This is a genomic window from Streptomyces sp. NPDC041814 (assembly GCF_055590565.1).
Genome location: NZ_JBVJAM010000015.1, coordinates 197,414 through 221,894 on the forward strand (window position 1 = coordinate 197,414; position 24,481 = coordinate 221,894).

22 protein-coding genes are annotated in these 24,481 nt (G+C 71.7%); 9 read left to right on the plus strand and 13 right to left on the minus strand.

What is annotated here, in order from left to right; genetic code table 11:
- Positions 1-9: 9 nt before the first annotated feature.
- Positions 10-669, minus strand: coding sequence for a class F sortase (locus ACZ6C6_RS30950; RefSeq protein WP_469207563.1), 660 nt, complete (start codon positions 667-669; stop codon positions 10-12).
- 313 nt (positions 670-982) lie between these two features.
- On the opposite strand from ACZ6C6_RS30950, the gene ACZ6C6_RS30955 reads away from it, so the two are divergent.
- Complete coding sequence (locus ACZ6C6_RS30955) at positions 983-1,615, plus strand: hypothetical protein (RefSeq protein WP_469207564.1); 633 nt, start codon at positions 983-985, stop codon at positions 1,613-1,615.
- A 94-nt stretch (positions 1,616-1,709) separates the two neighbouring features.
- Here ACZ6C6_RS30955 and ACZ6C6_RS30960 read toward each other — a convergent pair whose 3' ends face one another.
- The 3 genes from ACZ6C6_RS30960 to ACZ6C6_RS30970 all read right to left on the minus strand — a co-directional run bounded on the left by ACZ6C6_RS30960 (position 1,710) and on the right by ACZ6C6_RS30970 (position 3,743).
- Positions 1,710-2,264 (minus strand): hypothetical protein, encoded by a 555-nt coding sequence (locus ACZ6C6_RS30960; RefSeq protein ID WP_469207566.1) that lies wholly within the window; start codon positions 2,262-2,264, stop codon positions 1,710-1,712.
- 162 nt (positions 2,265-2,426) lie between these two features.
- Positions 2,427-3,194, minus strand: coding sequence for a bestrophin-like domain (locus ACZ6C6_RS30965; RefSeq protein ID WP_469207567.1), 768 nt, complete (start codon positions 3,192-3,194; stop codon positions 2,427-2,429).
- Between the two features lie 15 nt (positions 3,195-3,209).
- Positions 3,210-3,743 (minus strand): hypothetical protein, encoded by a 534-nt coding sequence (locus ACZ6C6_RS30970; RefSeq protein WP_469207569.1) that lies wholly within the window; start codon positions 3,741-3,743, stop codon positions 3,210-3,212.
- A gap of 569 nt (positions 3,744-4,312) precedes the next feature.
- On the opposite strand from ACZ6C6_RS30970, the gene ACZ6C6_RS30975 reads away from it, so the two are divergent.
- Together ACZ6C6_RS30975 and ACZ6C6_RS30980 are read left to right on the plus strand one after the other, a co-directional pair.
- Positions 4,313-5,131, plus strand: coding sequence for an SAM-dependent methyltransferase (locus ACZ6C6_RS30975; protein ID WP_469207571.1), 819 nt, complete (start codon positions 4,313-4,315; stop codon positions 5,129-5,131).
- The gene (locus tag ACZ6C6_RS30980) at positions 5,128-7,302 is read left to right on the plus strand and encodes a putative bifunctional diguanylate cyclase/phosphodiesterase (RefSeq protein ID WP_469207573.1); all 2,175 of its coding nucleotides are present in this window, start codon (positions 5,128-5,130) and stop codon (positions 7,300-7,302) included. The genes ACZ6C6_RS30975 and ACZ6C6_RS30980 overlap by 4 nt, the downstream gene beginning before the upstream one ends.
- A gap of 22 nt (positions 7,303-7,324) precedes the next feature.
- Here ACZ6C6_RS30980 and ACZ6C6_RS30985 read toward each other — a convergent pair whose 3' ends face one another.
- A complete protein-coding gene (locus tag ACZ6C6_RS30985) occupies positions 7,325-8,227 on the minus strand; it encodes a LysR family transcriptional regulator (RefSeq protein ID WP_469207575.1) in 903 nt (300 codons plus the stop codon).
- 95 nt (positions 8,228-8,322) lie between these two features.
- On the opposite strand from ACZ6C6_RS30985, the gene ACZ6C6_RS30990 reads away from it, so the two are divergent.
- The 3 genes from ACZ6C6_RS30990 to ACZ6C6_RS31000 are packed head-to-tail and all read left to right on the plus strand — an operon-like array spanning position 8,323 to position 11,724.
- A complete protein-coding gene (locus ACZ6C6_RS30990) occupies positions 8,323-9,030 on the plus strand; it encodes a succinate dehydrogenase (protein ID WP_469207577.1) in 708 nt (235 codons plus the stop codon).
- A 1-nt stretch (position 9,031) separates the two neighbouring features.
- The gene (locus tag ACZ6C6_RS30995) at positions 9,032-10,981 is read left to right on the plus strand and encodes a fumarate reductase/succinate dehydrogenase flavoprotein subunit (RefSeq protein WP_469207579.1); all 1,950 of its coding nucleotides are present in this window, start codon (positions 9,032-9,034) and stop codon (positions 10,979-10,981) included.
- Complete coding sequence (locus tag ACZ6C6_RS31000; protein WP_469207580.1) at positions 10,978-11,724, plus strand: succinate dehydrogenase/fumarate reductase iron-sulfur subunit; 747 nt, start codon at positions 10,978-10,980, stop codon at positions 11,722-11,724. The genes ACZ6C6_RS30995 and ACZ6C6_RS31000 overlap by 4 nt, the downstream gene beginning before the upstream one ends.
- Before the next feature lie 81 nt (positions 11,725-11,805).
- Here ACZ6C6_RS31000 and ACZ6C6_RS31005 read toward each other — a convergent pair whose 3' ends face one another.
- Positions 11,806-13,575, minus strand: a complete 1,770-nt coding sequence (locus ACZ6C6_RS31005; RefSeq protein ID WP_469207582.1) for a glycosyl hydrolase family 18 protein — start codon at positions 13,573-13,575, stop codon at positions 11,806-11,808.
- 247 nt (positions 13,576-13,822) lie between these two features.
- Positions 13,823-16,243 carry an excinuclease ABC subunit UvrA gene (locus ACZ6C6_RS31010; RefSeq protein WP_469207584.1) on the minus strand — a complete coding sequence of 807 codons (2,421 nt, stop codon included), beginning with the start codon at positions 16,241-16,243 and terminating at the stop codon, positions 13,823-13,825.
- Between the two features lie 85 nt (positions 16,244-16,328).
- Here ACZ6C6_RS31010 and ACZ6C6_RS31015 point away from each other — a divergent pair, with 85 nt between their 5' ends.
- The gene (locus ACZ6C6_RS31015) at positions 16,329-16,814 is read left to right on the plus strand and encodes a phosphatase domain-containing protein (RefSeq protein ID WP_469207586.1); all 486 of its coding nucleotides are present in this window, start codon (positions 16,329-16,331) and stop codon (positions 16,812-16,814) included.
- A gap of 36 nt (positions 16,815-16,850) precedes the next feature.
- Here ACZ6C6_RS31015 and ACZ6C6_RS31020 read toward each other — a convergent pair whose 3' ends face one another.
- Positions 16,851-17,066 (minus strand): dodecin, encoded by a 216-nt coding sequence (locus ACZ6C6_RS31020; protein WP_143622752.1) that lies wholly within the window; start codon positions 17,064-17,066, stop codon positions 16,851-16,853.
- A 201-nt stretch (positions 17,067-17,267) separates the two neighbouring features.
- Between ACZ6C6_RS31020 and ACZ6C6_RS31025 the strand changes: the two genes are divergently transcribed.
- The gene (locus ACZ6C6_RS31025; protein WP_469207588.1) at positions 17,268-18,524 is read left to right on the plus strand and encodes an extracellular solute-binding protein; all 1,257 of its coding nucleotides are present in this window, start codon (positions 17,268-17,270) and stop codon (positions 18,522-18,524) included.
- A gap of 57 nt (positions 18,525-18,581) precedes the next feature.
- On the opposite strand, the gene egtD is transcribed toward ACZ6C6_RS31025, so the two are convergent.
- From egtD to egtA, 4 genes are read right to left on the minus strand one after another with little or no spacing between them, the layout of a single operon-like run.
- Positions 18,582-19,544: an L-histidine N(alpha)-methyltransferase gene (gene egtD, locus ACZ6C6_RS31030; protein ID WP_469207590.1), complete on the minus strand. Its 963-nt coding sequence runs from the start codon at positions 19,542-19,544 to the stop codon at positions 18,582-18,584.
- Positions 19,541-20,296 carry an ergothioneine biosynthesis protein EgtC gene (gene egtC / locus ACZ6C6_RS31035; protein ID WP_469207592.1) on the minus strand — a complete coding sequence of 252 codons (756 nt, stop codon included), beginning with the start codon at positions 20,294-20,296 and terminating at the stop codon, positions 19,541-19,543. The genes egtD and egtC overlap by 4 nt, the downstream gene beginning before the upstream one ends.
- Positions 20,296-21,630 carry an ergothioneine biosynthesis protein EgtB gene (gene egtB, locus ACZ6C6_RS31040; protein WP_469207594.1) on the minus strand — a complete coding sequence of 445 codons (1,335 nt, stop codon included), beginning with the start codon at positions 21,628-21,630 and terminating at the stop codon, positions 20,296-20,298. Before egtB ends, egtC begins: the two co-directional genes overlap by 1 nt.
- Complete coding sequence (egtA, locus tag ACZ6C6_RS31045) at positions 21,627-22,943, minus strand: ergothioneine biosynthesis glutamate--cysteine ligase EgtA (protein ID WP_469207596.1); 1,317 nt, start codon at positions 22,941-22,943, stop codon at positions 21,627-21,629. Before egtA ends, egtB begins: the two co-directional genes overlap by 4 nt.
- Positions 22,944-23,090: 147 nt before the next feature.
- Between egtA and ACZ6C6_RS31050 the strand changes: the two genes are divergently transcribed.
- The gene (locus tag ACZ6C6_RS31050; protein WP_469207598.1) at positions 23,091-23,918 is read left to right on the plus strand and encodes a TIGR02452 family protein; all 828 of its coding nucleotides are present in this window, start codon (positions 23,091-23,093) and stop codon (positions 23,916-23,918) included.
- Between the two features lie 46 nt (positions 23,919-23,964).
- On the opposite strand, the gene ACZ6C6_RS31055 is transcribed toward ACZ6C6_RS31050, so the two are convergent.
- Positions 23,965-24,429 (minus strand): type II toxin-antitoxin system PemK/MazF family toxin, encoded by a 465-nt coding sequence (locus ACZ6C6_RS31055; RefSeq protein WP_469207600.1) that lies wholly within the window; start codon positions 24,427-24,429, stop codon positions 23,965-23,967.
- Positions 24,430-24,481 lie beyond the last annotated feature (52 nt).

Here is a 24,481-nt window from a genome sequence, read left to right on the forward strand (position 1 = left end):
CGGGGCGGGTCAGCGGGTGTCCACCAGGCGGGCGAAGACAACGACGTTGCCGTCGTAGCCGTTGGCCTTGGTGTAGCCGCCGCCGCAGGTGATGACCCGCAGCTCCGGCCGGCCGGTGTCGCCGTACACCCGGGCGCCGGGGAAGTCGTTCTTGGCGAAGACCTCGACGCCGTACACCTCGAAGACCGCCACCCGGTCGTCGCTGCGGTCGACCTCGATGTGGTCCCCCTTCTTCAGCGAGCCGAGTCCGTAGAACACGGCGGGTCCCGCCTTGTTGTCGACATGGCCGACGATGACGGAGGTGCCGGTCTGGCCGGGGGCGATGCCGTTCTGGTACCAGCCGGCCAGGTTGGGGTCCTCCGGCGGCGGGGTCTCGATCCAGCCGTCCGGGTCCAGGTTCACGTCGATGACCGGTGCGTCGACCTGGATGTCGGGGATCGCCAGCCGGGCGACGGGTGCGTAGGGGAGCGGCTTGACGGCCGGGCCCGCGGCCGGGGCGGCGGGCGCGTTGTTCTGGTGGCCCACGGAGGCTGCGGCGACCGGCTGCGGGGGGCCGGGGGAGAGGTCCGCCCCGTTGCGCATGAGTGCCAGACCGGAGAGCATCGCCAGGGCGAGCGCGCCCCACGGCGAGTGTCGGATCCGTTCCGGTCGCCAGTTGTCCCGGCCCATGGTTCTCCCTTCGTCGCGACGAGCAGAACGCTAGGCGCGGTGCCACCGGGCGGCGATCAGAGAAGGGCGAACGGGTGGCGGCGTGCCACTCGGATGCTTATCGGAGTAGCGCGCGGATAAAACTTCTGACGGCCCGTGACCTGGGCATCCGTCAGCTTCCGGGGCGTCCGCACGGCGTGTCGGATCACCGGTCCGGAGCAGCGCCGAAATGCGGTCGATCAAGGTTCTGGTGAGGGTTCGTCATGGGAGGCGTTCTCGTCGATCCATCCCGGCGCACAGAGCCCCGGGGCGCTTCCCGGTGGAGGTTGGAACGATGCGTGCTACACGCGCTCTGGTGGTCGCGGCGGCCGCCGTCGCCGCCCTCGGGGCCGGCGCCCCGATGGCGGCCGCCGGCGGAGACGTCGGGAACAACCAGAACAACAACCAGAACAACGGCAACAACCAGAACGACTGGAACGACCCGGGCGACTGGAACACCGGCAACAACAACGGCAACGGGAACAACAACGGCAACGGGAACAACAACGGCAACGGGAACGGGCGCAACAACGGCCCGAACAACGTGACCGTCGATCCCGAGCGCGTGCACCAGGGTGCGGCCATGCAGGTCAGCGCCGAGGGCTGCGGCCGGGGCGGCAGCGTCTCGTCCAACGCTTTCCGCACCACCCGGCTCTCGGCCGGGCGGGTCGGCCACGCCCGGGTCCGCATCTTCAACGACGCGACGCCCGGCACGTACAACCTGACGGTCCGGTGCGACGGGACCGACCGGACGGCGGGCCACCGCTTCACCGTGCTCGACAGCCGGGGCGCCCAGGGCGGGCTCGGCGGCTCGATGGCGGCGACCCCGGCGGAGATGGGTGTCGGTGCCGGTCTGGTCGCCTCGGCGGCCCTCGGCGGAGGCGTGTACATCATGCGCCGCCGGAGGACGGGCGATGGGACGGCCTGACCGTCAGGACGCCTCAGCCGGACCGATAACGAAGTCGCCCCGGGTCCTGTGCCAGGACCCGGGGCGACTCTCGTTGCCCATCCGCTCGTACCGGTCAGTGCGAGCGGCTCACCCTGCGGCGGCGTACGAAGAACACGACACCGGCACCGGCGGCCACGGCGAGCGCGGTGCCCGCCACGATCTCACCGGAGTTCACGCTGTCGATGCTGCCGCCCAGACCGCCCTGCACACCGGCCGGTGAGGCAGTGGCGGCCGCCGTGCTGGTCGAGCTCGTGGTGGGCGTGCCCGTGGCCGCGCTGACGGTGAGATTCACCTTGGCCGTGGAACTGGGCGAGGTGTTGCAGATGAACGTCACCTCGTAGGCGGCGCCCGGCTTGGCGTCCCAGTCCACGGTGGCCTGGGCGCTGCCGTTCACCGGGATGGTGACGGTGTCGAACACCCCCGAGGACGCCGTGGCCGTCGTGGAGCAACCCCGGGCCGCCAGGGTGACCTTGCCCCCGGGCGCGACCACCGACGGCGTCACGGTGTACCCGTTCCCGCCGCCCGACGGACCGCCCGCGGTCGCGGCGTAAGCGGTCACGGCCGGGCCGGTCAGGGCGAGTGCGGCGGCGCCGAGCAGAGCGACGGGGGCGACGCGTATTGCGCGCATGGTGAATCCTCCGGGTCCCCGAGGAGCAGCTGCGGAACGGATTTCCACAAAGTGTCAGAAATGCACCTCGAACGTCGCCCACGCTAGAAGTGGTGCATTTCGCCCGCGATCGGGGTCCGGCGAATGGGGCACCGCTGTCCCCCGGGCGGCGCACCGGCCCGGCTATCCGTCCGCCGCCGCAGGGAAGAGGTCGAGGAACGGGGCGGCGGTGGCCGAGAATCCCCGGCCGAACGGTGAGTCGAAGTCCCAGATCAGGAAGAGGAGGAAGGCGATCAGCACACTGAAGAGCCCCGCGAGCAGGAGTTCTCTGAAGGTGCGGCGGATCTGGAGCGTGAAGATCAGCCCCACGGTCACCAGGGCGCCGATGACGAGCCCGAACCACACCACGCCGGGCATGGTCGCGCCCGCGCTCTGCCCGCGCGCGCTGCGGGCGTCGTCGGCCGCGGCCACCTGGTCGACCAGCGGCTGATACGCCTGCCCCTCGTGGTCCGTCTTCGGCCGGTAGTCCGTGACGTCGTCGCGCACCCGGTCCAGCAGTTCGGCCCCGCGGTCGCTGAGCGTCCCGTGCTCGGTCATGGTCCGCCACTCGTCGTGCACCACGTAGCTCACGTACGCGTCGACGTCGGCCCGGATGCGGGTGCGCACCTCCTGCGGATAGACGGCGGAGCGCTCGCTCACCTCGTGCAGGGCCTGGGCCTCCTGGCGCACGTACTCCTGCGCGGCGCCCCGCCCCTCCCAGACGCCCGCGATGGCGAGGCCCAGCACGATCGCGTAGATCACTCCGATCATCATCGTCATGTACTCGATGACGTCGGGGGTTTCGGACGGGTCGTCGTCCTCCGGGAGTCTGCGGTTGCTGAGGACGGCGATGGTCAGGACGACGGCGGTGGCCGCCACCATGGCGAGCGTGAGGACGAGCCATTCCGACATGGGCGTCTCCGGGATTCATCGGGAACGGGGGCGCAGCACGGCGACGGCGAACACCGCGGGGGCCGTGATCATCAGGGTGAGCGTGACCAGGGAGGTGTGGCGCTGGGGCGGCTTCCGCACCGGTCTGCGGTAGGCGGGAAGGGCGACGCGGACGGAAGGCGAGGGCCGTACGGACGGCCGAGGGCTCGGCTTCGGCTTCGGTTCGGGCTTCGGGGCCGGCGGGGGAGGGGGCGGAGGCGGTGGCGGCGGTGCCGGTACGGGTTCGGGTGCCGGTGCCGGTGGTGGCGGAGGAGGAGGCGGCGGTGGCGGCGGTGCCGGCTTCGGCGGGGGCGGGGGTGGCGGGGGTGGCTTCGGTTTCGGCGGGGGCGTCGGTGTGGGCTCCGGGCCGGCGAAACAGCTGCCGTCGCCGCTGACGGCCACGGCCGTGCCGCCGTCGCCGTCCCCGATGGACGCGTACGCGCAACTGTCGGCGGCCGCGGGGGCGGGGGCGGTCAGCAGCCAGGTGAGCGCGAGCGCCGCGGCCAGCCGCCAGAAGAGTGATCCGTACACGACCGGGAGCATGTTCCGGGCCGTGCGGTGGCACGCCGGACCCACCCCGGATTCGCCTGATGGAGGGGACCTGGGGTGCGCGGGGTTTGGCGCCCGTGAAATGGAACGGGCGCCTTCGGGGCCCGGTCTCCGGAAATGGCCGATTGTCGACCCTCTTCGCGGGAATGGCGCCAAAGGCTGTGTCACCGGCCCCGCGCATTCCCGGCCTTGGGACCGCGACGAGGGGACGCGTGCCGCTCTCCCGGGGTCCGGACGGGCCCGCCCCGCCCGGGGCGCGTCCGGAGTGCGAACACCAACGTCCAAGGCCCTTGCGGGACATGGTGCCCGTCCTTCACGGACTCCGACGTCCCTGACGTGCCAAAGTAGTCCGGGAGTGAACTATTCGATCCCTCTCGTTCGGCGAATGTGACGGGCAGCGACGAGGCGGTTGCACATGCCATAGGAGTGTGACCAATAACGGACGGCTAATTTCCGTTTCCGCTCGCTCTCTTGGCGGTCGATCAGTAGCCTCTGGTCCACACTGACCATGGACATGGCCGGATCGCCGTGGCGACTTGTTGGAGACATCGATGGAGCGTCCCGCCTGGGCACCGCAAGGCATTGACATTTCGGTGCCGAGCGTGTCCCGAATGTATGACTTCTATCTGGGCGGCTCGCACAATTTCGAGGTGGACCGGGAAGCGGCCCGGAAGGCCATGGAGTTCATGCCGGGGCTTCCCAAGGTCATGCAGGCGAACCGGGCCTTTATGCGTCGCGCGGTGCGCTACGCGCTGAGCGAGGGTGTCGGCCAGTTCCTCGACATCGGTTCCGGCATACCCACTTTCGGCAATGTCCACGAGGTCGCCCAGGCCATCGACCCCGCTGCCAAGGTCGCCTACGTCGATCACGACCCGGTCGCCGTCGCGCACAGCCAGGCCGTCCTCGAAGGCAACGCGGGCGCCACGATCGCTTCGGCCGACCTGCGCCGCCCCTGGGAGATCCGGGACAGCCCCGAGGTGAGCAAACTCCTCGACTTCGACCGCCCGGTGGCGCTGCTGCTCGTGGCCGTCCTCCACTTCATCGAGGACGCCGACGACCCGCAGGGCGCCGTCGCCACGCTCCGCGACATGCTCGCCCCCGGCAGCCTCCTGATCGTCACCCACGCCGCGTACGAAGGCATTCCGCTGAGCCGTGAGGAGGCCGGCGGCGCGGTCGGCGTGTACCGGAACATCCGCAACCCGCTGATCATGCGCACGCGTGACGAGGTCGCACGTTTCTTCGACGGCTACGAGCTGGTCGAGCCCGGCCTCGTGGCGATGCCGGAATGGCGCCCCGAGAACGCCGCCGCCCCCGAGAACGAGGACCCATACGCCTTCTCGGGCATCGCGGGAGTGGGACGCAAGGCGTGAGCATTCCCGCCCAGCCGTCCGGATCCCCGGAGGCGGCGCCCGACGGCCCCGAGGACCGGCTCCGGAGGTTCGCCACCATCTGGAGCCGGGCCATCTTCCCGTCGACGGCCACCTCCCTGACCCGGCCCGAGTTCGAGCAGCACCTGCTGCCGCTGGCCCGTACGCTCAGCGAAATCCTGCACGCCCGCCCGTTCGACGCGGCCGCGGCCACGGAGGTGGGCGGCGCGCTCGTCGCCGCCCACTGCACCGACCCGGACGCGCTCAGCTCCACGCTCGGCGTCGTCGACTCCTATCTGGTGCTCTACTGCGGCAGCAACGGGCCGGTGGCCCTCGCCACCGAGGACAGCCGGTCCCGCTGCGCCCGCATCCAGCACGCGGTGGCCGCCGGCTTCACCCAGGCCCTGCGCGAACGGACGCTGGCCGAGCAGGAGGCCATCGCCCGCTCCGCGCTCGCCGCCCGCTCCCACGCCGAACAGGCCCTGCACGCCACCGAGGCACGCTTCCGCGCCGTCTTCAAGGACGCGGCCATCGGCATCGGGATCGCCGACCTCGACGGCAATGTGCTGGAGGTCAACGACACCCTCACCCGGATGTTCGGCGGTCTGGAGAACCATGTCCTGAGCCACCGCGTCAACGAGTGGGTCCACCCCGAGGACTCCCCGCAGGTCTGGAAGTACTACAACGAGCTGGTACGCGGCGAACGCGAGCACTACCGGGTCGAGAAGCCGTACTACCGCAACGACGGCACCGTCCTGTGGACCAATCTCACGGTGTCGCTGCTGCGCGACGCCGAGGGGCGGCCCGAATACCAGCTGGCGCTGCTGGAGGACACCACCGAGCGCCGTCTGCTCAACCTCCGTCTCCGCTACGAGGCGACCCACGACGCGCTCACCGGCCTGCCCAACCGGACCCTCTTCTTCGAGCGCCTGGAGAAAGCGCTCTCAGCCGGCGACGGCAGCCGCTTCGGCCTCTGCTACCTGGACCTGGACGGCTTCAAGGCGATCAACGACAGCCTGGGCCACGCCGCGGGCGACCGGCTGCTCGTGGAGGTCGCCGACCGGCTCCAGAGCTGCGCGACCGCCTCGGGCGAGATGGTCGCCAGGCTCGGCGGCGACGAGTTCGTGGCGCTCACGACGAGCTTCGACAGCCCCGCCGAGGTCGACGAGCTCGCCTGCCGCATCCTCGGCGTCCTCGGCACGCCCATCCGGCTGGACGGGCGTGAGCTGACGGTGCGCGGCTCGATCGGAGTCGTGGAGGGCCCCGCCGGAGAACGCAGCGCCGCCGAGGTGCTGCGCAGCGCCGACATCACCATGTACCGGGCCAAGTCCGCGGGCGGCAACCGCTTCGAGCTGGCCGACGCGGAGGCGGACGCCAGGGCCATCACCCGGCACGGTCTGACCACGGCCCTGCCGGCCGCCCTGGAACGCGGTGAGTTCTTCATCGAGTACCAGCCGCTGGTGCACCTCGACGACGGTACGGTGCACGGCGCCGAGGCCCTGGTGCGCTGGTGCCATCCGCAGCACGGGGTCCTGGGGCCCGACCGGTTCATCGCGCTGGCCGAACACACCGGGCTCATCGTGCCGCTCGGCCGCTGGGTCCTGGAGGAATCGGTCCGGCAGGCCAACTTCTGGCAGGAGCGGCACACCGACGGCGGCCCGCTGCGGATCAACGTCAACCTCTCGCCGGCCCAGCTGCACCACCCGCAGCTGGTCGCGGAGACCGTCGAGGTCCTGGAGCGCTCCGGGCTCGAAGCGGGCGCGCTCTGCCTGGAGGTCACCGAGTCGGCGCTCATCGGGGCGGACGAGGACGTCCTGAAGCCGCTGCGCCAGCTCGCCGAGATGGGCGTCGACATCGCGCTGGACGACTTCGGCACCGGCTACTCCAACCTCGCGAACCTGCGCAGGCTTCCGGTGAGCGTGCTGAAGCTGGACCGGTCCTTCACGCAGGGGATGCAGCACCATCCGGCGGACCCGGTCGACCTGAAGATCGTGGAGGGGATCGTGTCGCTCGCGCACAGCCTCGACCTGGCGGTCACCGTGGAGGGCGTGGAGACCGGCGCCCAGGCCGAGCAGCTGCGGCAGCTGGGCTGCGACACGGCCCAGGGCTGGTACTACGCCCGCCCCGGAGCCCCGGACCGCATCCACTCGCTGCTGCTGGCCGACGCGGTGTGAGCCGGGCGGGCGCGGCGGTCCTTCACGGGCTCGCCGCGCCCGCCCGCCCTGCCAGCAGGACCCGCTGGAGCTCGCGGGCCGCGCGCGGCGGGGCCACGTCGCTGCGGTGTGCCAGCGCGATGGTGCGGCGCAGCCCGGGCCGGGCCAGCGGAGTCGCACGCAGGTCGGCCCCGGAGCGGGCGGCGACCATGGTCGGGACGACGGCGATGCCCAGGCCCGCGCGGACGAAGCCGAGCACCGCGTCCATCTCGCCGCCCTCCACCGTGAACGACGGCTCGAAGCCCTCCGCCCGGCAGGCGGCCACCGTCAGCTCCCGCAGGTCGTAGCCGTGCCGGAACATCACCAGCGGTTCGCCCTCCAGATCCGCGATCCGGACCCGCCCGCCCCGGCCCGGCCGGGGACGCTGCGCCGACGAGACGACCACCAGGTCCTCCTGAAGCAGCTCGACCGTGGTCAGTGCCGGTGAGGCGGCCGGCAGCGGCAGCACCACCAGGGCCAGATCGAGCGCCCCGCGCGCCAGCTCCCGTACGAGATCGTGCGAACCGCCCTCCTCCAACAGCAGCTGGATGCCCGGGTGGAGGTCGTGGAAGGCGCGCAGAACCTCCGGCAGCAGGCCCGTGCACACACTGGGCGTCGCCCCCAGCCGCACCCGGCCCCGGCGCAGCTGCGCCAGCTCCTGCACCTCGTGGCGGGCCGTGTCGGCGTCGGCCAGGATGCGCCGGGCCAGCGGAAGCAGCGCCTCGCCCGCGTCCGTCAGCGTGATGTTGCCGCGCGCCCGGCTGAACAGCTCGGCGCCCAGCTCGTTCTCCAGGGCCCGGATCTGCTGGGAGAGCGAGGGCTGCGAGACGTGCACGTCCTCGGCGGCGCGGGTGAAGTGCCGGGCCTCGGCGACGGCCACGAAATAGGTGAGCTGCTGGAACTGCATCACCCCACGCTACCCCGCCTCATAGGCTCAGCCTATGGAGATCAGCCGTTCCATGACTTGGACTGATCGGGTCCACCGGCCCTAGCGTCGTGTCCATGGCATTGGCAACCCGGACGGACCGACGGCCGTCCATGACGCGTACGCTCTGGGGCTCGACCGTCGGCAAGAAGGCGATCATGGCCGTCAGCGGTCTGGTCATGCTCCTCTACCTGGTCGTCCACATGATCGGCAACCTGAAGATCTTCTTCGGGTCCGGCGAGTTCAACGGCTACGCGCACTGGCTGCGCGTGATGGGCGAGCCGTTCCTGCACCACGAGTGGGCACTGTGGATCGTGCGCGTGGTGCTCGTCGCCGCCGTGGTGCTGCACGCGGTCTCCGCGTACCAGCTCAGCCGCCGCGATCTGCGGGCCCGGCCCAGCGCGTACGCGCACAAGCGACCGCGCGCGAGCTACGCCACCCGCACCATGCGCTACGGCGGGGTCATCCTGGGGCTGTTCATCGTCTGGCACATCCTGGACCTGACGACCGGCACCGTGCACTCCGGCGGATTCCAGTCCGGCCACCCGTACCAGAACGTCATCGACACCTTCTCCACCTGGTACGGCAATGTCATCTACATCGTCGCGATGCTCGCCCTGGGACTCCACGTCCGGCACGGGTTCTGGAGCGCCGCGCAGACCCTCGGCGCCGGCCGCGCGAGCCGCGACCGTGCCCTGAAGACCCTCGCCAACGTCCTCGCGCTGGTGCTGACGGTGGGCTTCATCTCCGTACCCGTCGCCGTCATGACCGGAGTCGTGAGCTGACATGAACGACTACACCCACTACACGACCGGCGAGCCCGTCGCCGACACCAAGGCCCCCGCCGGTCCGGTCGCCGAGCGCTGGGACACCCGCCGCTTCGAGGCCAAGCTGGTCAACCCCGCCAACCGGCGCAAGCACACCGTCATCGTCGTCGGCACCGGCCTGGCCGGCGGCTCGGCCGGTGCCACCCTGGCCGAACAGGGCTACCACGTAGTCCAGTTCTGCTTCCAGGACTCGCCCCGCCGGGCACACTCGGTCGCCGCGCAGGGCGGCATCAACGCCGCGAAGAACTACCGCAACGACGGCGACTCGGTCCACCGCCTCTTCTACGACACCGTCAAGGGCGGCGACTTCCGCGCCCGCGAGTCGAACGTGCACCGGCTCGCCCAGATCTCCGTCGAGATCATCGACCAGTGCGTCGCGCAGGGCGTCCCCTTCGCCCGTGAGTACGGCGGGCTCCTCGACAACCGCTCCTTCGGCGGCGTCCAGGTCTCCCGCACCTTCTACGCCCGCGGCCAGACCGGACAGCAACTGCTCCTCGGCGCCTACCAGGCGCTGTCCCGGCAGATCGCCGCGGGCAACGTCGAGCTGCACCCCCGCACCGAGATGCTCGACCTGATCGTGGTGGACGGACGGGCGCGCGGCATCGTCGCCCGCGACCTCGTCACCGGGAGGATCGACACCTACTTCGCCGACGCGGTGGTCCTCGCCAGCGGGGGTTACGGCAACGTCTTCTACCTGTCGACCAACGCGATGAACTCCAACGCCACCGCCATCTGGCGGGCCCACCGGCGCGGAGCCTACTTCGCCAACCCCTGCTTCACCCAGATCCACCCCACCTGCATCCCGCGCACCGGCGACCACCAGTCCAAGCTGACGCTGATGAGCGAGTCGCTGCGCAACGACGGCCGTATCTGGGTTCCGAAGGCCAAGGGCGACACCCGGCCGGCCAACGAGATCCCGGAGGACGAGCGCGACTACTACCTGGAGCGCCAGTACCCCTCCTTCGGCAACCTGGTACCCCGCGACATCGCCTCGCGCGCCGCGAAGAACGTCTGCGACGAGGGGCGCGGCGTCGGACCCGGCGGCCAGGGCGTCTACCTGGACTTCGCCGAGGCCATCGGGCGGATGGGCCGGGCCAAGGTCGAGGAGAAGTACGGCAACCTCTTCGACATGTACGCCCGGATCACCGCCGAGGACCCGTACGTCACCCCGATGCGGATCTACCCGGCCGTGCACTACACGATGGGCGGCCTCTGGGTCGACTACGACCTCCAGACCACGATCCCGGGCCTCTTCGCGATCGGTGAGGCCAACTTCTCCGACCACGGAGCCAACCGGCTCGGCGCCTCCGCGCTGATGCAGGGGCTCGCCGACGGCTACTTCGTCCTGCCGTCCACCATCAACGACTACCTCGCCCGCAATCCGCACCGCGACGAGGTCGACGGCTCCCACCCCGCGGTCGAAGAGGTCGTTGCCGAGACCGAGGACCGGCTCCACCTGTTGCTGGCCGTCGACGGCGACCGCACCCCCGACTCCTTCCACCGCGAGATCGGCGAACTCATGTGGGAGTACTGCGGGATGGCCCGCAACGAGGAGGGGCTGCGCACCGCGCTCGCCCGGATCCCCCTGATCCGCGAGGAGTTCTGGCGGCGCATCAAGGTCCCCGGTACCGGCGAGGAGCTCAACCAGTCGCTGGAGAAGGCCAACCGCATCGTGGACTACCTGGAGCTCGCCGAGCTCATGTGCCTCGACGCCCTGCACCGCGCCGAGTCCTGCGGCGGTCACTTCCGCGAGGAGTCCCAGACCCCGGACGGCGAGGCCGCCCGGCGCGACGAGGAGTTCTCCTACGGCGCCGCCTGGGAGTTCACCGACACCGGCGAGGCCCCGGTCCTGCACAAGGAAGACCTCGTCTTCGAGTACGTCCACCCCACTCAGCGGAGCTACGCATGAAGCTCACCCTGCGCGTCTGGCGCCAGAAGAACGCCGACGCCCCCGGCGCCATGTCCACGTACGAGGTGGACGGCATCTCGCGGGACATGTCGTTCCTGGAAATGCTCGACACCCTCAACGAGGAGCTGATCCTCGCCGGTGACGACCCCGTCGCCTTCGACCACGACTGCCGCGAGGGCATCTGCGGCGCGTGCAGCCTCGTCATCAACGGCGACGCGCACGGTCCGGAGCGCACCACCACCTGCCAGCTCCACATGCGCGCCTTCCGCGACGGCGACACCATCGACATCGAACCCTGGCGTGCCTCGGCCTTCCCGGTCGTCAAGGACCTGGTCGTGGACCGCTCGGCCTTCGACCGGATCATCCAGGCCGGCGGCTACATCTCCGCGCCCACCGGCACGGCCCCCGACGCGCATGCCACGCCGGTGCCGAAGCCGGACGCCGACTTCGCCTTCGAGCACGCCGAGTGCATCGGCTGCGGCGCCTGTGTCGCGGCCTGCCCCAACGGTTCGGCGATGCTCTTCACCTCGGCGAAGGTCAACCACCTCAACGTGCTCCCGCAGGGTGCCCCCGAGCGGGAGACCCGGGTGCTCGACATGGTGGAGCAGATGGACAGCGAGGGCTTCGGCGGCTGCACGCTCACCGGTGAGTGCGCCACTGCCTGCCCCAAGGGCATCCCGCTGCCGTCGATCTCGGCCATGAACAAGGAGTGGCTGCGGGCGACCCGCAAGGTCCGCCGCTGAACGCACGGGAGGCGCCGTACCGGCCCGAGGGCCCCGGAGGCCGCCCGCCTCCGGGGCCCGAAGGCCTTTACGCGTACCGGGTCAGGACTTGGTGACCGAGAGGTCGTCCCCGTACACCGTGCCCTGGCCGTACCAGCCGTGCAGGTAGACCGTGACCGAGCCGCTGGAGCCGGTGGTGAAGGTCACCGACTGCTTGGTGTAGCCGTTGAAGAGGCCCCAGGTGCTCGCCGTCGCGTCGCCCCGGACGCCGAGGTAGGCGTAGTTCCCCTGCACGTAACCCGCGAGGGTGTACTTGGTGTTGGGGGAGAGGGTGAGCGTCTGCGCGCACTCCCCGGTCTGCGACGAGGTGGCCGCGACGGCCAGCGCGTGCGTGCCGCCGTGCACCGGCGAGGAGACGACCGCGCCACCGGACTGGCAGGTCCACGGACCCAGCGCGCCGGTCTCGAAGTCACCGTTCACCAGGGACCCCGTCCCGCCGCCGGAGCCGGGCACCGTCAGGGTGAACGAGGCCGAGTGGCTGAGGGTGCCGGAGGTGCCGGTCACGGTGACGGTGTACGTGCCGGGGGCCGCCGACGCCGAGGCGCTGAGCGTCAGCGTGGCGGAGCCGCCCGCGGTCACCGAGGACGGGTTGAGCGCGGCGGTCACCCCGGCGGGGGCTCCGCTGACGGTCAGCCCGACCGTCTTGGCGGCGCCCGAGGTCACCGCGGTCTTCACGGTGGCGGTGGCCGACTTGCCCGGCTCGACGGTGGCCGACGAGGGGGTGACGGCCACCGAGTAGTCGTCGGTCACCGGGCCGCTGCCGCCGCTCGTGAAGGGCGCGAAGGTGTGCGTGAAGTACCAGGTGTCCTGCGCGATGCCGGAGCAGGTGTCGCTCCCGCCGGTGCCCGGGCAGCCGCCGTTGTCGCGCTGGAGCGCCCAGAACGACAGGGTGTTGACGCCCTTGGAGACGGCCCAGTCGTACACCACGGGGGCGTTGGCCGTGGTGAAGGTCTCGGCCGGTCCGTAGTCGTCGATGCCGGGCATCTCGATGATGCCGGTCATGCCCCAGAGTTGGGCATCGGTCTTCGACGGGTACAGCGAGGCCAGTTGGCCCTTCAGCCCGGTGATGGACGTCTGGGTGTCCTTGGCCATGTCGTGCGTGGCGCCGTCGTAGTAGTCGAACGTCATGAGGTTGACGACATCGACCTTGGTGCCGTTGGACACCGCGTTCTCCAGCACCGCGAGCCCGGACTCGGCGAGCCCGTGCGTGGTGGTGGGCAGCGTGTACGAGATCTGGAGCGGGCGCCCGTTGGCGGCGGCCCAGTCCTGGACCTTCTTGAGCGCCTTGTTGCGGCGGTCGATCCCGGCGCTGTTGTCGAGGGAGTTGTCCTCGATGTCCATGTCGAGGCGCGACACGTCGTAGGTCGTGATGACCTTCTCGTACGCGGCGGCGATCGAGTCCACACTGGTGCAGCTGTCGGCGATCTCGGTGCCCGTGTTGTCCGCGGTGTAGCCGCCGAACGACGGGATGACGTCACCGCCGCGCGACCGCATCGTGGTGAAGTCTGCGCCGAACTCGGACTGGGCGATCGGCATGCTCGAATCGCCGTTCCAGTACGGCGTGCAGGAACCCTTGGTCGCGGCCTGGATGAAGGCCATCGTCAGGTACTTGGCTCCGGACGCCTGGGCGAGGGCGGCCGGGCTGTCGCCGTTCCACGCCTCGAAGTACGGGGCGAAGACGTGCGCGGGCATGGGGGTGGCGGCGGTGGTGGCGGCCTGGGCGCCGGCGCCTGATCCGAGGACCAGGCCTGCGGACGCGACGGCGGTGGCCAAGGCGCTCAGGACGGCGCCGAGTGTTCTTGGACGTCTCATGGGGCAGCTCCCAGCGGGGTGGGACAACGGGCGGATGCACGGCTCGGCCGCGCCCGGGGAGGGGCGCGGCCCGTTCCTGTGATTCCCGGCCGGGGGTCACATGCCGCACGGCGGTGTACGACCGTGTGGCATGCCCATGATTGGTATGGACCAGATAACTGTCAACGTTCTTTACTGTTTCATTTCCCTTCCCCGTGTCGAGCGCCAACCCGCATGACACCCAGAGGAGTTGATGCGGGCCGGTCGCTCAGGCAAGCCCCAGAGCCGCCCGCAGATACCCCGCCGTACGGCTCTCCGGCGCCCGCGCCACCTCCACCGGCGGCCCCTCGGCCACGATCCGGCCACCCCGGTCACCGCCGCCCGGACCGAGGTCGATGACCCAGTCCGCACCCGCGACCACGGCCATGTCGTGCTCCACGACGACCACCGTGGACCCGGCCTCCACCAGCCCGTGCAACTGCCGCATCAGCACCTCGACATCGGCCGGATGCAGCCCCGTCGTCGGCTCGTCCAGGAGGTACAGCGTGTGCCCCCGGCGCGTCCGCTGGAGCTCCGCCGCCAGCTTGATCCGCTGCGCCTCGCCGCCGGACAGCTCCGTCGCGGGCTGCCCGAGCCGCAGATAGCCGAGCCCCACGTCCAGCAGCGTCCCCAGGCTGCGCGCGGCGGCCGGGGTCCCGGCGAAGAAGCCGGCCGCCGACTCCACCGTCAGGTCCAGCACCTGGGCGATGTTCAGCCCGCGCAGCGTGACCTCCAGCGTCTCCGGGTTGTACCGCGCGCCGTGGCAGTCCGGGCAGGGCGCGTAGGTGCTCGGCAGGAACAGCAGCTCCACCGAGACGAACCCCTCGCCCTGGCACGTCTCGCACCGCCCGCCGGTCACGTTGAACGAGAACCGGCCCGCCCGGTACCCCCGCTCCCGGGCCAGGGGAGTGGCCGCGAAGAGCTTGCGCACCACGTCGAAGAGACCGGTGTACGTGGCCAGGTTGGAACGGGGTGTACGCCCGATGGGCCGCTGGTCCACCTGCACCAGCCGGTCCACCGCGTCCAGCCCCTCGGCCCGCGCGCATCCGGCGACCGGCTGCTCGCCGCCCCGGTCCTCCTCGGCGCCGTCCCGGTCCGCCAGCGCCCCCGCGAGGACCTGCCCCACCAGCGTCGACTTGCCCGAGCCGGAGACCCCGGTCACCGCCGTGAACACGCCCAGCGGGAACGCCGCGTCCACCCCGCGCACGTTGTGCCGCTCCACCCCGTACAGCCGCAGCCACCCCGAGGGCGCGCGGGCCCCGCGCGGCGCGGGCGGCGCGTCCGGGAACAGGAAGCGCCGGGTGGCCGACTCCGCGACCCCGGCGAGCTCGGCGGGGGGCCCGCTGTGCAGCACCCGGCCACCGTGCTCACCGGCCAGCGGCCCCACGTCCACCAGCCAGTCCGCCCGCCGCACCACGTCCATCTGGTGCTCCACCACGAAGACGGTGTTCCCGGCCTCCTTCAGCCGCCCCAGCACCGCGAGCAGCGCCTCGGTGTCCGCCGGATGCAGACCGGCGGACGGCTCGTCCAGGACGTACACCACGCCGAAGAGCCCCGCGCGCAGCTGGGTCGCCAGCCGCAGCCGCTGGAGCTCACCGGAGGAGAGTGTGGGCGCCGTGCGGTCCAGGCTCAGGTAGCCGAGGCCCAGTTCGGTGACGGTCCCGATGCGGGCCAGGAGGTCCGCGGTCAGCACCCGGGCGGTTTCGTCCCCGCCCGCCGCCGCGAGCACGTCGGCCAGTCCGGTGAGCGCCAGACCCGCCAGCTCCGCGATGGTGCGCCCCGCGAACGTGACGGCCATGGCCTCCGGCCGCAGCCTGCTGCCCCCGCACACCGGGCAGGGCTCGCTGCTGAGGAAACGCTCGGCCTTCGCCCGCAGGGTGGCGCTCTTCGAATCGGCGAAGGTGTGCATCACATAGCGTCGCGCGCTCATGTACGTGCCCTGGTAGGGCCGCTGGATGCGCCCCGCCTCGCGCACCGGATGGACGGTCACCACCGGCTGCTCGTCGGTGAACAGGATCCACTCCCGGTCGGAGGGGTCCAGCTCCCGCCAGGGCCGGTCCACGTCGTAGCCGAGGGCGTCCAGCACATCGCGCAGGTTCTTCCCCTGCCAGGCGCCCGGCCAGGCGGCGATCGCGCCCTCCCTGACCGACAACTCCGGGTCCGGGACCAGCAGCTCCTCGCTGGTGCGGTGGACCCGGCCGAGGCCGTGGCAGCGTGGGCACGCCCCGACGGCGGTGTTCGGCGAGAAGGCGTCCGAGTCCAGCCGCTCGGCACCCTCCGGATAGTCCCCGGCCCGTGAGAACAGCATCCGCAGCGAGTTGGACAGCGTCGTCACCGTGCCCACGGACGACCGGGCGCCCGGCGCCGATCTGCGCTGCTCCAGCGAGACGGCCGGGGGCAGCCCGGTGACCTCGCCGACGGCGGGCGCGCCGACCTGGTGGATCAGCCGCCGGGCGTACGGGGCGACGGACTCGAAGTAGCGGCGCTGGGCCTCCGCGTAGATCGTGCCGAAGGCCAGCGAGGACTTGCCGGACCCGGAGACGCCGGTGAAGACGGTGAGGGTGTCGCGCGGGATGTCGACGTCGGCGTTCCGCAGATTGTGCTCGCGGGCGCCTCGGACCCGTACGTACGGATCGTGGGGCGAGGTCATGGGGGAGAGGTCTCCGTGCTCGGTGCGGTGTGCCGGTGGTCGTGCCGGCTGGCCGGACGGGGCGGCCGCTTGGTTTGCTGGCCGCATGACACACGACGTCCGGCCGCTGGCCGTGTTCGATCTCGACGGTACGCTCGCCGACACCACGCACCGCCAGCACTTCCTGGAGGGCCGCCGGGACTGGGCGGCCTTCTTCGCCGCCGCCGTGGACGACCCGCCGCTGGACGAGGGCGTACGGCTGGTGCTGAGCAGCGCCGAGGAGTGCGAGACCGTCTATCTCACCGGCCGGCCCGAGCGGTGCCGCAAGGACACCGTGGCCTGGCTCGCCCGCCAGGGGCTGCCCGAGGGGCGGCTGCACATGCGGCGCAACGACGACCGCAGGCCGGCGCGCCGGACCAAGCTGGAGACCCTGGAGCGGCTCGGTCGCGACCGTACGGTACGCATGCTCGTGGACGACGACGAACTGGTCTGCGACGCCGCCGAGCTGGCCGGATTCACCGTGGTGCGGGCCCGCTGGACCTCGGCCTCGCCGGCGCTGAAGGACGCGCAGGAGCGCGAGGGGCGCACCTGAACGGGCCCCGCACGCGTGGGGCGGCGGGCGGTCGCGTCACTTCGGGTCGTCGAGCCGGAAGCCCACTTTCAGGCCGACCTGGTAGTGCGCGATTCGGCCATCCTCGATCTGCCCGCGCACCTGGGTGATCTCGAACCAGTCGAGATTGTGCAACGTTTCCGAGGCTCTTGCGACGCCGTTGCGGATGGCCTCGTCGACGCCTTCCTGGGAGGTTCCTACGATTTCGGTGACGCGATACGTGTGATTTGACACGGTTTGTCTCCTCTCGTTCCTACCAAGGTGCCCTACCTCGGCCCGGTTCGCGAGGGATCGGGGACATCGCGCATGTCCGTGACGGAGCTTGACCAAAGTATTGGTCCATACCAAAATCCAGCCACGCCCGTGCGAGCGCAGCCCGCAGTCCCCCACACCGGGTCCGCAAATTTCGTCCTGCCGTTCCGCAGAAGGTGAATCGTGAAAAACCGCATGCTCGTCGGAGCTGTCGCCCTTATTTCCACTGTTGCGCTGGGTGGCTGCGGCGTGATCCCCGGAACCGGCGGCTCCGGCGGCGAGAAGGTGACGATCTGGCTGATGAAGGACAGTGTTACCGCCGACTTCCTGGACCGTTTCAAGAAGTCGTACGAGGACGAGCACTCATCGGTCGAACTGGAGTTCAAGATCCAGGAATGGGGCGGCATCGGCCCCAAGGTCCTGGAGGCACTCGCCGGCAAGGACACGCCCGATGTCATCGAGGTCGGCAACACCCAGGTCGCCCAGTACGCCGAGAGCGGCAACCTGCGCGACCTCACCCTCGAATCCATGCGTGACCTGGGCAGAGAGGACTGGCTGCCCGGTCTCGCCGAGCCGGGGAGCATCGGCGGCGTCCAGTACGGAATCCCGTGGTACGCGGCCAACCGCGTGGTGATCTACAACAAGGACATCTTCGAGGAAGCGGGCATCAAGAACCCCCCGAAGACGCGCGCGCAGTGGATCGAGGACACCGGGAAACTGAACCGCGACGGAATCCAGGGCATGTATCTGCCGGGGCAGAACTGGTACGTCCTCGCCGGGTTCATCTGGGACGAGGGCGGGCAACTCGCCAGCGATGGGGAAGGCGACTGGGAGGGCACTCTCGACACGCCCGCCGCGCTCAGGGGCATGGAGTTCTATTCCAAGCTCCAGGCGCTGGGGGACGGGCCGAAGGACGCCGACGAGGAAAAGCCCCCGCAGGCCAATGTGTTCGCCGAGGGGAATGTCGCACAGATCATCTCCACCCCCAGCACGGCGACCCTGATCGAGAAGAAGAACCCCGAACTCAAGGGAAAGCTCGGCTACTTCCCGATTCCCGGCAAGACCGCCAAGGCACCCGGCTCGGTGTTCACCGGCGGCTCCGACCTGATCGTGCCCCAGAAGTCCGACCAGCGCTCCGCCGCCTACGAGGTCATCAAGGCGCTGGCCGGGGCCAAGTGGCAGGAGGACCTGGCCAAGACGATGAGCTACGTGCCCAACAAGCCCTCCCTGGCCCATGTCATCGAGGGTGAGGAGAGCACCGCCGCGATGGCCGAGGGCGCGGCGCAGGGCCACGCCACCCCCAACTCCCCGCAGTGGGCCGCGGTCGAGGCCGACAACCCCATCAAGTCCTACATGACGTCGGTCCTCCAGGGCGGCGACCCGGCGACCGAGGCGAAGACCGCCTCCGAGAAGATCACCGCGGTCCTCGCCGGCAGCTGACGCCCGGCGCGGGTACGGGACCGGACACCGCCGGCCCCGTACCCGCACCGCACCCGGTCAGTCCACCGTCGACAGGGACAGCGCGAACCTGTCCCCGGAGTCCGTCCACCAGTGGGCCAGCCGGAGCCCCGCCGCGGCCAGCTCACCGCGCACCCCGTCCTCGCGGAACTTCGCGGACACCTCGGTGCGCAGCTCCTCACCCGCCTCGAACGGCACCACCAGATCCAGCTCCGGAATCTTCACCGTCAGCGACCGGCGGGCCCGAAGCCGCATCTCGATCCACTCCTCACGAGGATTCCACCGCGCCACGTGCGCGAAATCCTCCGGTACGAAGTCCGCGCCCAGCTCCCGGTCGACGACCGACAGCACGTTGCGGTTGAACGCCGCCGTCACCCCCGCCGCGTCGTCGTACGCCGCGACCAGCACCTCCTCGTCCTTCACGAGATCCGTGCCGAGCAGCAGCGTGTCCCCGGGCGCCAGGAGCTCGCGTACCGACTTCAGGAACACCGACCGCTCGCCCGGCAGCAGATTCCCCAGGGTGCCGCCGAGGAACGCCACCAGCCGGGGCCCAGGCGTCTCCGGCAGCGAGAGCCCCGCCGTGAAGTCGGCGATCAGCGCGTGCACGGACAGCCCCGGCCGCTCCGTCAGCAGGGCCTCGGCCGCCCCGCGCAACGCGCTCTCGCTGACGTCGACCGGCACGTAACTGTGCAGGCCCGGCAGCGCGTCCAGCAGATGGCGGGTCTTCTCCGACGAGCCGGACCCCAGCTCCACCAGGGTGCGGGCGCCGGACGCCGCGGCGATCTCGCCCGCCCGGTCGATCAGGATCTCCCGCTCGGCACGCGTCGGGTAGTACTCGGGGAGCCGGGTGATCTCCTCGAACAGTTCACTGCCCCGGGCGTCGTAGAACCACTTGGGCGGCAGCGTCTTCGGACGCCGGGACAGGCCGTGCAGCACATCTGCGCGCAGCGCCGCGTCCGTCGCGTCCTCGGGCAGGGTGCGGGTCAGCAGGAAGGGACTCACGTGCGGGGCTCCTTCAGCGGGGTCAGCAGGACGTCGCCGGCGGTCGCGGTCAGGAGGGTGCGGTCGGGCACCTCGGACCAGCGGGGATCGTTGTCGTACGGCTCCGAGGCGACGACCGTGTGGCGGCCGGGCTCGGTGAGATGCCACAGGGTGTCGCCCCAGGCGGTGGCCACGATGGTGCGGCCGTCGGTGAGCAGCAGGTTGAGCCGGGAGCCCGGCGCGGCCTCCGCCACCTCGGGCACGGTGTCCGCCACGGCCTGCGCGAGCGCGTCGCCCGTCGCCAGCCGGTGCCGCACCAGCGCCCACACCAGGGCGGAGTCGCTGCGCGCGGCGAGCCGCAGCAGCTCGGCCGGTGGCAGGGTCGCCGCCACGGCGGCCATCGAGCCGGGCCAGCCCTTCACCGCGCCGTTGTGGCTGAACAGCACCCGGTCCGCGGCGAACGGCGCCGCCGCCGCCTCGCCGTCCGGATCGGCGCCGGTCGCGTCCCGGACCGCGGCGAGCAGGGCGTGACTCCGGACCACCCGGGCCAGATCGGCGAAGGTCTGGTCGCCCCAGACGGGGCCCTGGCGGCGGTAACGCCCCGGGACGGGATCGCCCTCCGCATACCAGCCGACCCCGAAACCGTCGGCGTTGACCGTGCCGTGGCGCTGGCGGCGGGGCTCCCAGGACTGCCGCACCAAGGAGTGCGCCGGGCGCGACAGCAGCTCGCCCAGGGCGACCGGCGGCCCCAGGTAGGCGATGTGCCGGCACATCAGAGGTCCCTCGCGGTACGGAACCCCGCGAAGATCTGCCGCCGGACCGGCAGGTCCCAGTTGCGGAACGTACCCCGGCAGGCCACCGCGTCCACCGCGAACGACCCGCCCCGCAGCACCTTGTGCTCCGGGCCGAAGAACACCTCCGAGTACTCGCGGTACGGGAACGGCGCGAACCCCGGGTACGGCAGGAAATCGCTCGCCGTCCACTCCCACACGTCACCGATCAGCTGACCCGCCCCGCACGGCGCCCGCCCGGCCGGGTACGCCCCGGCGGGCGCGGGCCGCAGATGGCGCTGGCCCAGATTGGCCCGCTCCGGCGTCGGGTCCTCGTCGCCCCACGGATAGCGGCGCGAACGCCCGGAGGCGGGATCGTGGCGCGCCGCCTTCTCCCACTCCGCCTCGGTCGGCAGCCTGCGGCCCGCCCAGCGCGCGTACGCGTCGGCCTCGTACCAGCTGACATGCAGCACCGGCTCGTCGTCCGGCACCGGCTCGGTCACCCCGAAACGCCGCCGCAGCCACTGCCCGGCGTCCCGGTGCCAGAACAGCGGGGCGCGCAGCTCGTGCTCCTGGACCATCGCCCAACCCTCGGGCGCCCACCAGCGCCGGTCGCCGTAACCACCGTCCTCGATGAACGCCCGGTACGCGCCGCACGTCACCGGACCCGTGTCGATGACGAACCCGGGGACGTCCCGCCGGTGCGCGGGGCGCTCGTTGTCCAGGGCCCACGGCTCGGCCGACGTGCCCATGGTGAACGGGCCGCCGGGCACCAGGACCTCGGCGGGCAGCGCCGGGACGTCGCCCGCCGGGCGCGGCGGCTCCGGGGCCGTCAGCGCGGCCGGACCCGAACGCAGCTGATGCGTGATGAGCATCGTCTCGTCGTGCTGCTGCTCGTGCTGCGCGATCATCCCGAAGGCGAAACCGGACCTGACCAGCGCGGGCCCGTCACCGAGCGGCGCGGACTCCAGCACGTCCAGCGCCCTGCCGCGCACCTCGGCGGCGTACGAGCGGGCCTCACCGGGCGCCAGCAGCGGCAACGAGGGCCGGGTGGCGCGCGGATGCTCGAAGGCGTCGTACAGCCCGTCGATCTCCGGGCGCATCGCCTCCCGTCCCGCCACACCGCGCAGCAGCCACAGCTCCTCCTGGTTGCCGATGTGGGCCAGGTCCCAGACCAGCGGCGACATCAGCGGGGAGTGCTGGGCGGTCAGCTCGTGGTCGTCCACGCTGTCCGTGAGGAGCGCGGTCCGCCGGCGGGCGGTCAGCAGCGCGGCGAGCGCGTGCTCGCGCAGCGCCTCGGCGTCCCCGGCGTGCGGGGGCGCGGGGGATTCGGTCATGACAGGGTCCCCTTCGGATGGGCCGGGCGGCGCGCCCCGCCCGTGGTGAGCAGGTCCCGCAGGTCGTCGGCCGGGCATCGGCCCCGGGCGACATAGCGGTCGTGGAAACCGGCGACCGCGTCCCGTACCGCGACGTCCGCGCCCAGCCGGGGCAGCGCCTCCAGGGCGAGCCGGAAGCAGACGTCCGCCGCCTGGCGCAGCTCCGGGTCGGCCAGGCCGTCGCGGGCGGCCGCGGTCCACAGCGGATTGCGCGGTGCGGCGCCGCCACCGGCCGTCTCGGCGAGCGGCTTCACGGTCCGGTACACCGTCTCCGCGGCCTCCGGGTCGTCGAACAGGGCCGTGGTGACGGCGAGGGGCACGATCCAGCCGTCGTCACCGGACTGCGCGTCGATCATGCGCAGCTCCAGATGCCCACGCGGCCGGGCCGGCGGGAACAGCGTGGTGAGGTGGTAGTCGAGGTCGCTCCGGTCCGGGCGCCGGGGCACCCCCGACCGGATCCAGTCGCGGAACGTGAGCCCGTCCGGCACCTGCCACGGCCCCTCGCCCCGTACGCACAGCACGGGCGTGTCCAGGGCGTGCGCGGTCCAGGCGTCCCGGGGCGGCAGCAGCCCGTCGGGGGCCAGCGTCCGCTTCGGGTCGAGGCCGGCCCACAGCACCTGGCGGGTGGACCTCCAGGGCGTCGGCGCGCCCGTCCGGAACGGCGAGTTGGCGAAGGCCGCCACCAGAACGGCGCCCAGCAGGTGGGCGAGCTGCCAGCGTCGCGCGTAGCCGAGCGGACCGGGCTCCTCCTCCCCGGCGTCCAGGCAGACCTGGACGGATGCGGTGGTGCACATCATGGCGCGGCCGGCCGGGCCCCACCGGTCGAGGGCCTTCTCCATGGCCTCGTACCGGGGCTCGCGCAGGAGCCGTCGCGGTGTCTGCCAGGGATCGACGCCCAGACCGGCCGGAACGAGGCCCAGTGCGCCCAGGGCGTCGCGTACGGCGGTGAGATCGGCGGCGGTGTCCTCGACACACGCCATCAGCGAAGCGGCGGGCCGCGAGCTGAGTTCCAGCTGGCCGCCGGGTTCGAAGGTGAGCGCCGCGCTCAGCGGCAGCGCCCGGACGGCCGTTGCGGCCGCCTCCAGCAGGTGGGGCGGGACGGTGCGATGCGGGTGGTCACGGTCGTGCAGGAGCCATTCCAGCTCCACGCCCACCGTGCGCGGCGGCCCCGTCTTGAAGCAGATGCCGCGCAGTAAATCCTCCGCCTCGCCCTCACCGAGGGGCGGGATCAGACCGGGTGGCGGACCGTGGCCGCCGGGTGTCTCGGATGACATGCCGGGCCTCCTTGTTCCGGTGCGTCCGTCCTACCCAAACCGCTGCCGAGGCATCGCACAAGAGTGCCTTCTTCGCCGGAAATTCGATTGCGTGGCCGGGAGAAGAACGCCGATCATGCCCCGTATGCACCATAAGGGGGAGGGCGCATGAGCGCCCGGCTGCGCGGCATCGCGCGCGAAACGGAAGCGATCGTCCGGGCGGGCTCCTACCGCGCCGGAAACGGTCGCGAGATCAGCATCGGAAAGAGCGTGGCGGCAGCCCTGGCGGGTACGCGGCTGTACGGCCCCGAGCCGGTGCCGGTGGCCCCCGACCGGGACCGGACCCCGGCCATCGAGGTCACCGGTGAGAGCAGCCTCCAGGCGGCCGCCCGGATGACCCGCGAACGCCCCGGCGCGGTCGCCGTCCTGAACTACGCCTCCGCCCGCAACCCCGGCGGCGGCTACCTCAACGGAGCCCAGGCGCAGGAGGAGGCCCTGTGCCGGGGCTCCGCGCTGTACGCCACGCTGCTGCGGGCGCCCGGCTTCTACGCCCACCACCGCGCCGAACGCGACGCGTTCTACACCGACCGGGTCATCCACTCGCCCGGCGTGCCGGTCTTCCGCGACGACCGCGGCCGGCTGCTCGACGCCCCCTACGCGGCCGGCTTCCTCACCTCGCCGGCCCCCAACGCCGGGGTCATCCGGGCCCGGACCCCCCAGGAGGCGCACCGCATCCCGGCCGCGCTGGCCGCCAGGGCCGAACGGGTGCTGGAGGTCGCGGCGGTGTGCGGCTACCGCAGGCTCGTCCTGGGCGCCTGGGGGTGCGGCGTGTTCCGCAACGACCCGGCGGAGGTGGCCGGAGCCTTCCGCTCGCTGCTCACCGGGGAGGGCCGGTTCGCGGGCCACTTCGAGCAGGTCGTCTTCGGCATCCTCGGACGCGACGACGACGCGCCCACCCGGGTGGCGTTCGACCGGGTGTTCGCCGACCGGGGGTGACCCTCACCCTGAGGCCGAGGGTGAGGGCCGGATCCGCCGCGCGCCCTCACGCCCAGCCGTAACGCTCCCTCAGCCGCCCGACGACCAGCTCGAACCTCGCCCGGTCCAGGGCGCACGCCTCGCGCCGCATCCCGTCCTCGTGGACCCGCAGGACCCGGTCCAGATCCACCCAGGACGGACGCCCCGAACTGTCCCAGGGGCCCGCGCCCAGCGACACCCACTCCCGGTCCATGTCGTGCTGCTTGCTGGACAGCTGCACGGCCAGCAGCGTGCCCTTCGCCTCCCGCGCCACCACCAGGACCGGCCGGTCCTTGCCGCGCCCGTCGTTCTCCTCGAACGGCACCCACGTCCAGACGATCTCCCCGGGGTCGGGCGCGCCGTCCCGGTCGGGCGCGTACGAGGTGCGGACCGGCCCCACCTCGCGCGGATCGGCCTGGGCGGTGGCTGCGGAACCGGTCCGGCCCGGGAAGGCGGCCGGCCCGTCGTAACTGTCGCGGTGCTGGATCGTCATCGCATCACCCTAGGCGGTCCCCCCGCGCAGCCTGCGCGCCGGTGCCTCGCGG

Coding starts and splice junctions, on each gene's coding strand:
- ACZ6C6_RS30990 (WP_469207577.1), top strand. CDS start 8,323: ATGGCATTGGCAACCCGGACGGACCGACGGCCGTCCATGACGCGTACG.
- ACZ6C6_RS30955 (WP_469207564.1), top strand. CDS start 983: ATGCGTGCTACACGCGCTCTGGTGGTCGCGGCGGCCGCCGTCGCCGCC.
- egtC (WP_469207592.1), bottom strand. CDS start 20,296: ATGTGCCGGCACATCGCCTACCTGGGGCCGCCGGTCGCCCTGGGCGAG.
- ACZ6C6_RS30965 (WP_469207567.1), bottom strand. CDS start 3,194: ATGTCGGAATGGCTCGTCCTCACGCTCGCCATGGTGGCGGCCACCGCC.
- ACZ6C6_RS30950 (WP_469207563.1), bottom strand. CDS start 669: ATGGGCCGGGACAACTGGCGACCGGAACGGATCCGACACTCGCCGTGG.
- ACZ6C6_RS30995 (WP_469207579.1), top strand. CDS start 9,032: ATGAACGACTACACCCACTACACGACCGGCGAGCCCGTCGCCGACACC.
- ACZ6C6_RS31055 (WP_469207600.1), bottom strand. CDS start 24,429: ATGACGATCCAGCACCGCGACAGTTACGACGGGCCGGCCGCCTTCCCG.
- ACZ6C6_RS31010 (WP_469207584.1), bottom strand. CDS start 16,243: ATGACCTCGCCCCACGATCCGTACGTACGGGTCCGAGGCGCCCGCGAG.
- ACZ6C6_RS31050 (WP_469207598.1), top strand. CDS start 23,091: ATGAGCGCCCGGCTGCGCGGCATCGCGCGCGAAACGGAAGCGATCGTC.
- ACZ6C6_RS30960 (WP_469207566.1), bottom strand. CDS start 2,264: ATGCGCGCAATACGCGTCGCCCCCGTCGCTCTGCTCGGCGCCGCCGCA.
- egtA (WP_469207596.1), bottom strand. CDS start 22,943: ATGTCATCCGAGACACCCGGCGGCCACGGTCCGCCACCCGGTCTGATC.
- ACZ6C6_RS31000 (WP_469207580.1), top strand. CDS start 10,978: ATGAAGCTCACCCTGCGCGTCTGGCGCCAGAAGAACGCCGACGCCCCC.
- ACZ6C6_RS31005 (WP_469207582.1), bottom strand. CDS start 13,575: ATGAGACGTCCAAGAACACTCGGCGCCGTCCTGAGCGCCTTGGCCACC.
- ACZ6C6_RS31015 (WP_469207586.1), top strand. CDS start 16,329: ATGACACACGACGTCCGGCCGCTGGCCGTGTTCGATCTCGACGGTACG.
- ACZ6C6_RS30975 (WP_469207571.1), top strand. CDS start 4,313: ATGGAGCGTCCCGCCTGGGCACCGCAAGGCATTGACATTTCGGTGCCG.
- egtB (WP_469207594.1), bottom strand. CDS start 21,630: ATGACCGAATCCCCCGCGCCCCCGCACGCCGGGGACGCCGAGGCGCTG.
- ACZ6C6_RS30985 (WP_469207575.1), bottom strand. CDS start 8,227: ATGCAGTTCCAGCAGCTCACCTATTTCGTGGCCGTCGCCGAGGCCCGG.